Source organism: Aliivibrio fischeri, assembly GCA_038993745.2.
Taxonomy (GTDB): Bacteria; Pseudomonadota; Gammaproteobacteria; order Enterobacterales; family Vibrionaceae; genus Aliivibrio; species Aliivibrio fischeri_B.
On record CP160630.1, the window covers coordinates 232,890 to 245,943 of the forward strand.

Here is a 13,054-nt window from a genome sequence, read left to right on the forward strand (position 1 = left end):
GCTGCTTTTTTATTGTTACCATTAATGAATATTATTTAATGCAGTGAGTTTGAATTGTGCATATTTGAAGGTGTCTGTTTTTCATTCCAAGCCACACTTGCCATTAATTTAACGTGATTTTCAATTAATGTATTAGCTTCATTATTCCATGTGGGTTGATCATGTTGTTGGTTACAGAACTCTAAACTTAATACAGTAATGTGCTGTAGTCGTTTAATACACCAATCTTTGATCTCAATATCTGCTGCAGAGTTAAAGGCGGCCATTTCTAACTTTGAGCTGATGTATTGTAATGTTTGAAATGCTTTTGCAATATTATGATACTTAGCATGCTCAAAAACTCGTAGGCATCCATCTAGCCAGCAAGCAATCGCTTTACTTTGATTATCGGTTAATTCTGGTCCCCAAATGGATGTTGGCGCTGAATAAACCAATTGTTCAAGTGAATCAAGCGACTTATCGTGCTTTGTCTGATACCAATCTGTAACTAAAGCTAACCAAGTATTTAGTGTCATTATGCTGCCTCATCCCAATGTTTTACGAAATGATTCGTACCCACTTTTTTATATTCTTCGATAATTATGCTGCTATTTTTCCTAATTTCATCTGCATCTATAGAATAGTTTGGTTCATTTTTGACTAAATTGCCAAATGGTAAATCAGGATCTGGTACAGCAGATATGAGTAGTTTTGTGTAAGGGTGCTGTGGATTACGTAAAATAGAATTAGTATCTCCCCATTCAACAATTTGCCCCTTGTACATAACCGCTGTTTCTTCTGCTATATAATGCGCTGTTGCTAAATCGTGAGTGATATATAAGAATCCAATCCCAAGCTCTTTTTTCATTCGTTGCATGAGGTTAAGTACACCTAAACGAATTGATACATCAAGCATGGATGTTGGTTCATCAGCTAAAATCATTTTAGCTCCAACAGCAAGAGCCCTTGCAAGGTTAACTCGTTGACGTTGGCCTCCGCTTAATTCATGAGGAAACTTCGCCAAAGTATCATGATCTAATTCAACGAGATCTAAAAGTTCTAGAAGGCGATGAGCTATTTCTTTATTCCCCTTAACTTGTTTATGAATCTTAAGAGGGCGTGTTAAATGGTGTTCAATTGTATGTGTTGGATTCAATGAACCAAAAGGATCTTGGAAAACCATTTGTACTTGGCTACGGTAATTGAGAATCTCTTTTGACGAACGAATATTATCAATGTTTTTCCCATCAAAGAGGATTTCACCTTCAGTTGTTGGGTATACTTTAGTTATGAGCCGAGCACAGGTACTTTTGCCACAACCTGATTCGCCAACTAGGGCTAATGTTTTTCCTGCATAGAGGTTAAAACTGATCCCTTGTAAGGCTTTAAAATTTTCTTCTTTAGCAAACCCACCACCAATGGTGAACTCTTTTACTACGTTCTTAACTTCTATAAGTGGCTGAGTCATAATATTGCACCTTCTGTTGACTGTTGTGAAACAGGGGCATTGTGAACTTCATGAATATTCGGGAAAGATGCCCATAATTTTTTTGTATAAGGATGTTGAGGATTCTTTCTGATTTCTTGTGATGTGCCGACTTCAACAATTTCGCCGTAGCGCATAATTGCAATTCGATCGCAGAGCTGACTCATTAATGCTAAATCATGAGTTATAAATAAGACGGAAAAACCAAACTCTTCTTTTAATTGAAATATTTGCTGAAGAATCTCTCGTTGAACAACGACATCCAGTGCTGTTGTCGGTTCGTCCATAATGATTAGTTTTGGACTTAGAGAAAGGGCTATAGCAATAACTAGGCGTTGTCGCATACCGCCACTAAATTGATGAGGGTATTCTGATAGACGTTCTCTGGGGATATTGACTAAATCTAATAATTTTTCAGCTCTGTCTTTTGCTTGGTCGTTGTTCATTGCTTTATGATGTCGGAGTACATCTGCAAATTGTTCTTGAATAGGAAGAACTGGATTGAGGGAGTTCATTGCACTTTGGAAAACCATAGCAATTTCGCTCCAACGAATAGCGTTCAATTGACCGTCAGATAAGCGCAATAAATCTTTGTTTTGAAAAAGAATGCTGCCGGAAGATATAAATGCAGGCGGCTTATGCAGTCGGTTAATAGCAAATGCTATCGTACTTTTTCCACAACCTGATTCGCCTGCTAGTCCGAATATCTCTCCCTTTCCTACATCGAAACTTACTGATTTGACAGCATGAAAATCTCCATTGTCAGTGATGTAATCGACGCATAACCCTTTTATTTGCAATAACGGATCGGAGTGTGTTCCATTTGTTATTCTGTTTGTTGTCATTTATTTTTACCATATGAGAAAGATAATGATTATCATTATTATCACGAGCTTTCATTTTATAAAAGACGCTCAAAGTAAATAAGAGATATGAGTCGAAATAAGTATGTAATGGCAAGTAATAAGATTCATGGCTATGAAAGAGGCAGATAAACAAGGTGTCTCATTTGTGATATTTGATCTTGGAAAGATAAATTAGAGTATTGACTTTAATTTTATCTCATTTTTGGTATGGTTGGGGTAAGGACAAATTTGAATGGATTCAAAATCAATACAATAACTATAAATAAGGAATGCTGTATGAACAAATTAACAGCGCTACTCGTATTTTGCTTGATGACTCCTGCTATAGCTGCTGCACAAGATGATGTGTCTAAGCGAGCTCTTGCACAAGAGTTAAGCCGTGCTTTTCCACAATTAGAAAACAATTTAAAAAGTACTATTAATCAGTATCAAATGAGTGCTTCATTATCTGATTTATCAACTCAAACTAAACCTCAACCACAAGTTCGCACTTTTATGGCTGCAATGACAACAGCAAATAAAACTGAAATCCAAGCTCGTGGTTTAGAAAAATATACCGACGAATTGCTTGAATTGCGTTTAGCTGATCCAAGTATGTTAGCTCGCTGGCAAGCAGGTCAAAGTCCATTATTTGCCTTTGAACCAGAAGGGGCTGAGAGCGAATGGCAATACATCGAGGCTTATGATATTGATGGCAATCTTCATTATTTAGATGTTTACGATGTCCCAGAACGTCCAGTATTAGTGGTTGATACTAATAACCGTGAAGAACTAAAAGCTGGTTTAGCGTTAATGCGTGATGAGTTTAAAGCGCTGCAATCTAATGAACCAAGTGAAAAAGTGAAGCCTGCCCCTTATGCTATGTTAAGAGCTGCTGCGGAACCTACTGAAATTAATACCACTATCTTAAAGAAAATTCAGTTAAAAGATGATCACGAACCTTGGATCTCTGGTAAAGCAGAAATATACGCAATAGTATCTGGCGTCAGTCCTTCAAGAGACGAACCAACGATTGATGTGATTGAAATGCCTTATTTAGATTACGCAGAGCAATCTTACCCTGCTAATCAGATTATGGTTTTTTGGGATCGTTATCGTTGGGGTGCCGCTGATATTATTTTAATGGAACAAGATGATAAAACGGATTATAAGCAGTTAGCGCAAACGATCTTAAAAGTAGCCAGTGATTTCTTAGCGACCATTCCTGATAAGGAAGCGCAAGCGTATTTGATTATTCCTCAAATGACGAGTGCAATTATAGCGTTACTTCCTGATGATCTATTCGTTAACGATGACGATTTTGTTGATGTGTTTTACACCATAATGAAAGACACTGAATACACGGAACACTCAGGCGCTGGAAACAACGCAACTGCAGATTTCGCACCGTTAATTATTCAAAAAACTCAATAGTATCTTACTTTAATAAGAGTGACTTAAAGGCTTAGTTTTTTAAGTCACTTATTTAATATCCAAACCCTGTCATCCCATTAAGTACAATATTGTTGTAACTTACCACTCCCACTATTTCTCCGTGCCTGAGCACTGGAGCGCGACTGATCCCAAAACGTTCAAATAGCTGAGCGCAATATTTTATGTTCATATCAGGTGAGACAGAAAGCACAGGTTTTGTCATGATTTCATAAATATTGGTTCTCTCTGCTGAGCGGTTTTGCATGAGCACTTTTTTGGCAATATCGTTCAATAATACGATCCCGTACTCATCATCATCGTGTCGTTTTTTTATTATGAGTTCTTTTACTTGTTTCTGTTTAGCTAATAAGATCCCCTCGGCTACTGTCATTAGGCCATCAACAATAACGTAGGTATTGGACATAACGTTTTCGACTTTTATTTTATTCATGACTTTTCTACTACATCTTTAGTTCACGCAGCCCTTGATGAACAACCTCAAGTGTATCTTCAAGAACAATTAGTAACTGATATAGTATTTCAATTTTATGTCGTTTTTATGTCATTTATATTGTGTCTATTTAAAGGTGGTTGGTTGTTTATTAGACAGGGCCGAGGTACTTGAACTAAGTGCTTGTTCTATAAATTGAAAGGAATTAGGCATATAAGATATCAACTAAATTTTAGATGCTATCCCCCAATTCTAGTAGGTATTTATAATTGTCCTAAACCAATTTTGAGGCAGTAATTGATGAATAAATATGACTTAGAAAAGCAAGTGCTAGTGAAAGTGATGAAAAAGACCTTGAATTAGCATTGGTAGCCAAAGACATTAGTAAGGCTGATATCATACGTATGTTGAGTTATTTCATTAAAAAAACCGAAGCCTTGAGTGAATAAATTTTAAGTAAAAGCTAATTGAATCTCCCCCTATCAATTAGCTTTTTTTGTTATTCGGATACTTGTATTTTTCGCACTTGATAGCCAAAGCCTAATGCGCTGTATGCTAACAAAGAATAGCCGAGTAACTCAGTACCTTCTTCCGCTAGATTCTTAACCGTTCGAATATAATCACCTTGTAGTAGAATTTGCCATAAGTGATTCATACCAACTAAACGAGAAAAAACCAGAACCACAACTAACGCACAACTCATCGTGTAGAAGTAACGGCTATCGAAGAATTTTGCAGAGGTGGAAAGTAAGCCTTGCTTATCTTTTAGAGCAAAGAAAATACACACGAAGGTGACGACAAGTGCTGGCACAAGCCAAAATCCATGATAAACCTTATCAAGTACACCATCGCATTCTCTAATGAACATGCAACTAAAAAAGCCGACGACTAAGATAGCAAATGAACGCGCCTTAGGGTTTATTTTTGCTATGTAACTGAATGATAAGATAACAATTAAAAGTAAAAACTGTTGGTAGTATTCAGTCAGTGACTGCTCACTTACCCCATCTTTTAATGTGATAATGTCAGTACGAATAACAAGATAGGCAATGGCGACAACAACGCATTGAATAAAGAATTGAAGCAGTCCTCTTTGGATCATTTTGATCTCTTTGGACTTTGAGTAGGAAAAAAGCATAACAGCCTCTCAAATAACGAACGGTTTGTTAGTATAAGAGGCTATTGAATGTAGATATGTATCTATTTATAAAAAATAGGATTCCATAACAGCGGGCTGGTATACCTTAAAATTGTAATTATGCGTAATTCATAATATAAAACAATGAGGTAGTTGAAATGATCACCCAAAGCGAGACCCCAAAAATAAGGGGCTTTGCACCAGCAGCTTTAATTTTTTCGATTGAAATGCCACATCCAATAAAGAATAAGCATAAAACCAGCAGTTTTTTCGATACATCAAAAATACCATTATAAACGACATCAAATTGTGGCAGGTTATCGCTTATCAGTATGGCTAAACAATAAAAGACAATGAAGTAAGGAATAGTGATTTTCTTGCTATTGCTTCTGAATAACAAAGCACTGATTAGAGCAACAGGTACAATCCACAAAGCACGAGCCAATTTTAATGTAGTGGCTGTTTTAAGTGCTTCTTCGCCATAAGCAGACGCCGCCCCTACAACAGAAGAGGTGTCATGAATAGCGATTGCTGCCCATGTTCCGAAGGTGTGTTGGCTTAACTCTAGTGCATGACCAATGACAGGAAAGATAAAGAGTGCAATAGAATTAAGAACAAATACAGTAGCAAGAGCAAGTCCTGTAGATTCTTCATCTGCATTAATCGCCGGAGCGACAGCTGCAATCGCACTTCCGCCACAAATCGCTGTGCCTGAAGCAATTAGGTGTCCTGTGACTTTATCTAATTTCATCTGTTTTGCTAATAGCCAACCTAAAATTAGGGTACCTGTAATAGTGGCTAAAATAATACCGATGCCATTTGACGTCGCTTCAATCGCTTCATTCAGTTGAATGCCAAACCCTAGCCCAACAATAGAGTAAGCCAATAGTTTTTTGGTGACTTTGCCAAGAGCAAAATTGGTTGGAACGAATCCGAAACTGGCAAGAGCAAAGCCCATAACTAACGCGGTTGGAGAACTAATCCAAGGCGTAAGGGTAAGTAGTGCTGCGATATAAAAAGGAGAGTAGTGTAATAAGTGTTGTTTATTAAAAGTCATCTTGAGAATTCTTGGGTACAGGAAAATGAAAGATACCATTTTTTATTTATTTAGTAAGTTTAATTAATCCATATGTATAGTTTAATTAAACTTAACATTATTGGTGTTGAAAGCTCCTTTTTTAAAAATTAAGCAATCGTTTGCTTTTCTCTGACTTTGTCATTTTAAAAGAGTATATAGTCCGTGCGAATTTATTTTTATCAATATTGGAGTTTATATGCGTTCGATTAAAACTGTTTTTCTTTTCTTTATTATGTTGTCAGTTAGTTTCTTTTCTATGGCTGAAATGAAAAGCGTAACTGTGAAAGGAAACGTTCAATCGCCACTAAAACCAATTATTATTCAGGGGCCGATGCCTATTGAAGCTCAACACTTTGCAGCATTATTAGATAACGTTGTTATTGAAAAGAGTGGTCTGTTTGTGTTTTACAAAGGAACGCTAAATGGCTATCCAGTGATTGTTAGTCAAACAGGAAAAGGGCTTGAAAATACAGCGGCAGCAACAGCTATCGCTATAGAACGCTACAGCCCAATAGCGATTATTAATCAGGGAACATCTGGAGGACACGATAAAAACTTAAATGTTGCTGATATTGTTCTCGGTAAACGTACGGTTAATATTGGTAACTTAAAAGCGCCTAAAACACCAGAAGGAAAGGGTTCTAATTCACTTACTTGGATACCAATGGATATTATGGCCTCTAGCGGGAGTGCCGGTGGTGACGATGCAAATAAAATTCGCTATTACGAAGGTAGCAGTGCACTGATTTCTTCTGCGCATAAGGTTAAATATAATAAAGGTAAAGTTGTGGAAGGAACTATTGGTTCTGCAAACTTTTGGAATAATGAATTAGATCGTATTAATTGGTTTCATACAAACTTTGGTACAAGTACCGAAGAGATGGAAAGTGCCTCGGCAGCTCAAATTAGTGAAGCTTATAAGATTCCATTTTTAGCTATTCGTATTTTATCAAATAATGCAACTAATGGTGGTCATTATAATCCGAACACGGCTAAATATTGCCAGTCTTATGTAAAAGATGTGGTTATTCAATATATTAGTGATCTTAATTTAAAGTAATTGTATTGAGTTATCGTTCAGATAAATACGTCACTACAGCACTATGATCAGAACCAGAAAATTGGCTTAACACTTCACGTTTACAAATGAAGAGTGAAGGTGATTCAGTGTTTCTTATCCAAAGATGGTCTATCGCAATTCGAGAGAAAGAAGGTATTGAGAGACCTTTTATCTCTCGTGGCCAGCTTTGTAGTGGAGCGGTGTGGTAATCTTGATAAGCGTCTGTAAACCGTCTTGTATTTGCAGATAAATTAAAGTCACCGATGATAAGAGTATCCGCATAAGGTGAATAGTCAGATAATCGTTCTAAACTGCCTATTAAGGCGTTTCTTTCATGCCAAAGTTGTTCTGATCTTGGTGATGGAGGATGAGCTGTATATAAGCTAACGGGACGATGTTCACTGCTTTGCCAAACGCCACTTATCATGTAATGGCCCGCTGGAGTATTTTGTGCTTTCAGATTTAATGGTTGTTTGCTGATGATCATTTGTCCACTTGGATAACCTAACCCAGGAGTTCCACCAAATTGATATGGATACTTATCGATTAATTCCATAAATCGATCACCATGCCATGGTGCTGTTTCTTGTAATACGACTAAATCGATCTCGTTTTTCTCTAAGTAATCCAAGAATGGCGTGAGGTTAGGGTTAGTGTAATACAGGTTATATTGAACAATGGTTAAAGGGTCTACACACTGACCATTGCTGTAGCTTGAGGGAGGAGAAAGCATAAACCATATACAAGATAATAAAAGCGCTAATCCTGAAAAAGCATAATAGTGAAGAAAAGCAAAAACAATGCTGAGCCCAATATAATAGGTAACTAAAATACTTGGTATGCCTGTTATGTTTTCAAACCACCAGAGGGTGGATAGCTCAAAAGACATGCCCCAGATAGCAGAGGGCAACAGTAAAATGAATATCAATATAATTAAATTTGATGGACGTTTTAGCATTCAACACTCATCCGTAAGTGATTGTCGTTAATACTAAGTATGGTATATAAACTTGAGTTGTGTTGAATGTATATTAATTTTCCTAAAACATAGGGTAATGAATGGGAGAGTAACCTTGCTTCATTGCATCTACCATCTTAAGCATTGTTGGTAAGGCGTGTTTAAAAAAATGTTCATAACCTTCACACAGAACATTATGGTTTTCACCATTATTGATTTTATCTACTCTGTTTTTAGGACATCCACCATTACACAAGGGTTTAAAATCACAACGAAAGCATTTTTGATTCAGTGAATCGTGTTTATTTTGCCCAAATAGCATTTGTTCTGGTGAGTTAACCATCTGTGCTAAAGAGGCATTATTATCATTGATATTACCTATTTTATAGTTGTTATAGGCGTAATGGTCACAACTAAAAACGTCACCGTTAGATTCTATCATTAATTGTTGACCGCAAGTTTCTGCATGGTGGCACATTTGGCTTTGATGACCCATTAAGATCATTAAGCAGTTTTCAAAGAATTGAACATAAATCTTACCAATATCGTTAGCAGCCCATTCATCAAAAACATTGCATAAGAACTCCCCCCATTGTTTACCAGTTAAAGTCCAATCGTAATCAAAGCGACGATCCATTTCATGGTCAATACATGGCTGAAATTGCAGATAAGTGCTGCCATTCTCTTTTAAAAATCGATAAATAGTTTTGCCATGCTTATAGCTTTTATTATTGATAACCGTGAGTGTATTAAACTCAACGTTCTGTTGTTTTAAGTGTTGTATGCCACGCATGGTTCGTTCAAAAGAGGAGTTACCCGCTTTATCAATTCGAGCAATATCGTTAATCAGTTGTGGTCCATCGATACTGATCCCGACCATAAAATTATGTTGGGCAAAGAAAGCTGCCCAGCGTTCATTAATGAGGGTGCCATTGGTTTGAATTGTATTTTGGATTGGAGTTGTCGATTGATGTGCTTGTTGAAGTTCTATTGCGGTTTGATAAAAAGCTAACCCTTTCATCATTGGCTCTCCACCATGCCAAATAAAATCAATAACAGGTATTTGTGGTGGTTGAGATTGAATATGATTAGAAACCAGTTTATCTAGTGTTTCTGCATCCATTCCTAGTTTGCTTTTGTCTTCATTTTTCAGGTAATAACAGTAATGACAATCTAGGTTGCATCTCGCACTTTCAGCTTTAATAAATAAACCATATGGTGTTGATGATGTAGTTGCTAACTGTTCTGTCATTATTGTGCCTCATTAAATGATCATTGTTGACATTTATTAATTTAATGAATTCTTCTTATATAGTCGAATTGCATTTTTTAATAGAGGATATTCATTCTTTCAATTGTTCTTCTTTATTGTGAGTCGATAGTCTAAAAGTGTATTTCTTAATAGAGGTTTGAATGATGAAAAAAGCATTGATGACTACGCTTATTGCGAGCAGTATTTTAAGTAGCACTTGCGTGTTCGCAGCTCAATTAACACCGGTGAATCCCCAAGAAGAGTTAGCTTATAATTTAGGACTTCAAGCCTTTATTTATGGAGCGGGGCCTTTAACTGTTGCTCAGGTAAGGGCTGCTTCAACCAATGTTGATGCTCCTATGGATAATGGAGCTGCGCCATTAAATATGATGGGGAAAACACTTAAGTTAGCTGGGCCAGAAGATAGAGTTGTTCCAACGGTTAATAACGACACTTTATATTCCCAATCTCATATTAACTTAAATGATACTGGCCCATTAGTTATTGAAATTCCTCCAACAAATAATCGTTATTTTATTGTGCAATTGCTTGATGATTATTCAGAGGCTGTTGGTAATTTAATTGAAGATAATGTTGGTCAAGATGGTGGCAAATTCTTATTAGTTAATAAAGGCTGGAAAGGCGTTGAAGGGGGCATTCCTGACGGTATTGATGGTGTTATTGAATCGAGAACGCCATTAGTTTGGTATATCCAACGTACTGGTGTTTCGGGAGATAAAGATCTAGCGGCAGCATTAAAAATACATGATGGTTTTATTAATTACCCGTTATCAGAACTTGGTAAAAGTCATAAACCAGTACAATTAACTCATGCTAAAACAGGTATTTCTCCAGTTCCTCAACCAAAAGGCTTAGGGTGGTTTAGTTTAATTGATAAAGAGCTGCGCAATAATCCAATCGCATCAGATGCGTCAATTGTCGATCAATTCAAATATATTGGTATTGGAGGGGATGAACCGTTTAATCCTGATAAATTAACAGAAGATCAGAAAAAAGGGCTGATGCGAGCGCTTAATGCTGCCCCACAAATTATTCAATATGCCAGTCGTGATTTAGGGACGAAAAATAATGGTTGGGCAATGATGTACGAGGGAGGACGTTACGGTAATGACTTCTTGAGCCGTGCTAGCATTAACTTTCGAGCTGCAGGTTTAAATACAAAAGAACGAGCTTTATATCCAAATCGCTATACAGATGCGGATGATCAGCAGTTATCGGGTAAAAATAAATACCGTATGACCATGCCAGCAGATGCTCCAGCTAAGGCTTTTTGGTCTTTAACTATGTATGACGCGAAAAATCTGTTTATGGTCCCAAACAGTATTGATCGTTATTCAATATCAACAAATCGAGAAGATGAGCTTATTTATAATAAAGATGGTTCATTAACGGTATGTATTCAGAATGCTAAACCTACAGATACCAATTGCAATTGGCTTCCTGCGCCAAAGGATGATTTTTATTTACATATGCGCTTGTACGAGCCAACTCAAGCTGTGTTAGATAATACTTACGCTTTACCTCAGGTCATTAAGCAATAAAATATGGTGAATTTGTTAAATAAAAACGTATTAACTAAATTAATGAAAAAACAGTAAACCATAAGTTTATCTTCAGCAAATCTTAAGTTTGATATGTGACACTTGTCTCATTGTTAAGGTGCTGAAGGTATGCTTGTTTTGTCTAATCTGATTTCAAAAATTAAAAACCATAAAATATCGATGAATATGGTGTCACTTATCACGATAGTTTCACTTTATTTTGCTGTGGTTTTTAACTATCCAATTAATGAAAAAATTTATCAACTCTCACAAGGACAAGAGGTTTTTCTTTTTAACGCCAGCACTGCTTACATGTGCTTTTATTATTATCTTCTCCTTTATTGCTTTTCCTTATCTGTTTAAAGGTATTGTCGTTGTATTGACCATAACGTCTGCTATGGCTTTTTATGCGGCTCTTCAATATAACACCATGTTTGATTACGCAATGATAGAAAACATTTTTGAAACTAATGTAGATGAAGCCTCATCGTATTTAAGTTCGGCATCTATTGGTTACTTAATTGTGTTTGGACTTATTCCATCGATTCTATTATTAAAAGTGAATATTGTGCGTCATGCCTCTTGGTTAAAAGAGCTTTTTCATCGTGCGATACTAATGAGTGTCGCGATTGTTGGTTTACTTTTAATCTCAGTTTTTTATTTTAAAGATTACGCATCGATTGGTCGTAATAATTCCTATTTAAATAAAATGATTAACCCTGCCGATGCATTTAATACCGTTAAATACATTAAAAATGAATACCTGACGGCACCTTTAGAGTACATCACGATTGGAGAAGATGCCGTTGTTACCCCTGCTAAAATGGCAAACCAACGTTAATGGTTATTTTAGTTGGTGAAACGGCTCGTGCACAGAATAGTGCTTATAACGGTTATGAAAGAGAAACTAATCCATATACAAAAGATCTTGGGTTAATTACTTTTCAGAATGTGACTTCTTGTGGAACAGCAACGGCACACTCGTTACCTTGTATGTTCTCTAATATGACACGAACTAGTTACAATAAAGATCGTGCTAATAATCAAGATAATGCATTAGATGTATTAACTCATGCTGGTGTGAAAGCGGTATGGATTGATAACGATGGTGGCGATAAGGCGGTAGCAAAAAATATCGAGAAAGAGATGATTACGGATCATTCAGAATCCAACTTATGTAATGGTTCGAGCTGTTATGATGAAATTTTATTAAAAGGGTTGGATAAACGAATTGCGGAGACACAAGGTAATCAAGTGTATGCACTGCATATGATAGGAAGTCATGGACCTACCTATTGGAAGCGTTATCCAAAAGAGATGGCGGTGTTTGGCCCTGCATGTAACCGTAGCGACATTGAGAATTGCAGTGATGCGGAAATAACGAATGTATATGATAATACATTGGTTTATACCGATTATGTTATTGCTCAAACGGTTAAAAAATTACAAAGCTATTCAGATAAATACAATGTAGTTATGCTTTATATTTCTGATCATGGTGAGTCATTAGGAGAGAATGGACTTTACCTTCATGGTGCACCTTATATGATGGCACCTAAAGAGCAAACTCATGTGCCATGGTATATCTGGATGAGTGATGATTATGCAAATCAAAAAGGCATTGATAAAGCAGCGGTAATCGATAATTCTGCAACGGGTGATTATTCACATGATAATTTATTCCATACTATTTTGGGCTTATATGGCGTAACAACAAAAGCCAAAGATAATGCGTTAGATATTATGGCGAATTAATTAAAACCGGCTTACACAGAAGAGAAATAGGCTAATCATGAGAATGGTTAGCCTAT

General features: G+C 36.4%; 11 protein-coding genes and 1 pseudogene. 4 read left to right on the top strand and 8 right to left on the bottom strand.

Going from position 1 to position 13,054, the window contains the following annotated elements; all coding sequences use genetic code 11:
- Window positions 1-35: 35 nt before the first annotated feature.
- Genes AAFX60_015070 through AAFX60_015080 form a run of 3 tightly spaced genes read right to left on the bottom strand, consistent with a single transcriptional unit; the run spans window position 36 to window position 2,310 of the window.
- The gene (locus AAFX60_015070; GenBank protein ID XDF79739.1) at window positions 36-515 is read right to left on the bottom strand and encodes a transcriptional regulator; all 480 of its coding nucleotides are present in this window, start codon (window positions 513-515) and stop codon (window positions 36-38) included.
- Entirely contained in the window at window positions 515-1,447 is a 933-nt protein-coding gene (locus AAFX60_015075) for an ATP-binding cassette domain-containing protein (GenBank protein ID XDF79740.1), read from the bottom strand. Before AAFX60_015075 ends, AAFX60_015070 begins: the two co-directional genes overlap by 1 nt.
- Window positions 1,444-2,310 carry an ABC transporter ATP-binding protein gene (locus AAFX60_015080; protein ID XDF79741.1) on the bottom strand — a complete coding sequence of 289 codons (867 nt, stop codon included), beginning with the start codon at window positions 2,308-2,310 and terminating at the stop codon, window positions 1,444-1,446. The genes AAFX60_015075 and AAFX60_015080 overlap by 4 nt, the downstream gene beginning before the upstream one ends.
- Window positions 2,311-2,607: 297 nt before the next feature.
- On the opposite strand from AAFX60_015080, the gene AAFX60_015085 reads away from it, so the two are divergent.
- Window positions 2,608-3,744, top strand: coding sequence for a DUF3103 domain-containing protein (locus AAFX60_015085; GenBank protein ID XDF79742.1), 1,137 nt, complete (start codon window positions 2,608-2,610; stop codon window positions 3,742-3,744).
- A gap of 52 nt (window positions 3,745-3,796) precedes the next feature.
- Here the strand turns inward: AAFX60_015085 and AAFX60_015090 are convergent, their stop codons facing one another.
- The 3 genes from AAFX60_015090 to AAFX60_015100 form a co-directional block, all read right to left on the bottom strand.
- Window positions 3,797-4,195 carry a CBS domain-containing protein gene (locus AAFX60_015090; GenBank protein ID XDF79743.1) on the bottom strand — a complete coding sequence of 133 codons (399 nt, stop codon included), beginning with the start codon at window positions 4,193-4,195 and terminating at the stop codon, window positions 3,797-3,799.
- A gap of 499 nt (window positions 4,196-4,694) precedes the next feature.
- Complete coding sequence (locus AAFX60_015095; GenBank protein XDF79744.1) at window positions 4,695-5,297, bottom strand: hypothetical protein; 603 nt, start codon at window positions 5,295-5,297, stop codon at window positions 4,695-4,697.
- Window positions 5,298-5,451: 154 nt separating this feature from the next.
- Window positions 5,452-6,390 carry a putative sulfate exporter family transporter gene (locus AAFX60_015100; GenBank protein XDF79745.1) on the bottom strand — a complete coding sequence of 313 codons (939 nt, stop codon included), beginning with the start codon at window positions 6,388-6,390 and terminating at the stop codon, window positions 5,452-5,454.
- A 217-nt stretch (window positions 6,391-6,607) separates the two neighbouring features.
- Here AAFX60_015100 and AAFX60_015105 point away from each other — a divergent pair, with 217 nt between their 5' ends.
- Window positions 6,608-7,471 carry a 5'-methylthioadenosine/S-adenosylhomocysteine nucleosidase gene (locus AAFX60_015105; GenBank protein ID XDF79746.1) on the top strand — a complete coding sequence of 288 codons (864 nt, stop codon included), beginning with the start codon at window positions 6,608-6,610 and terminating at the stop codon, window positions 7,469-7,471.
- Between the two features lie 10 nt (window positions 7,472-7,481).
- Here the strand turns inward: AAFX60_015105 and AAFX60_015110 are convergent, their stop codons facing one another.
- Both AAFX60_015110 and AAFX60_015115 read right to left on the bottom strand, forming a co-directional pair.
- Window positions 7,482-8,429 carry an endonuclease/exonuclease/phosphatase family protein gene (locus AAFX60_015110; GenBank protein ID XDF79747.1) on the bottom strand — a complete coding sequence of 316 codons (948 nt, stop codon included), beginning with the start codon at window positions 8,427-8,429 and terminating at the stop codon, window positions 7,482-7,484.
- Between the two features lie 82 nt (window positions 8,430-8,511).
- Entirely contained in the window at window positions 8,512-9,681 is a 1,170-nt protein-coding gene (locus AAFX60_015115; protein XDF79748.1) for an anaerobic sulfatase maturase, read from the bottom strand.
- A 164-nt stretch (window positions 9,682-9,845) separates the two neighbouring features.
- Here AAFX60_015115 and AAFX60_015120 point away from each other — a divergent pair, with 164 nt between their 5' ends.
- Both AAFX60_015120 and AAFX60_015125 read left to right on the top strand, forming a co-directional pair.
- Window positions 9,846-11,243, top strand: a complete 1,398-nt coding sequence (locus AAFX60_015120; protein XDF80183.1) for a DUF1214 domain-containing protein — start codon at window positions 9,846-9,848, stop codon at window positions 11,241-11,243.
- A gap of 129 nt (window positions 11,244-11,372) precedes the next feature.
- Window positions 11,373-12,998 (top strand): annotated as a pseudogene (locus AAFX60_015125) (phosphoethanolamine--lipid A transferase).
- Window positions 12,999-13,054: the final 56 nt, after the last annotated feature.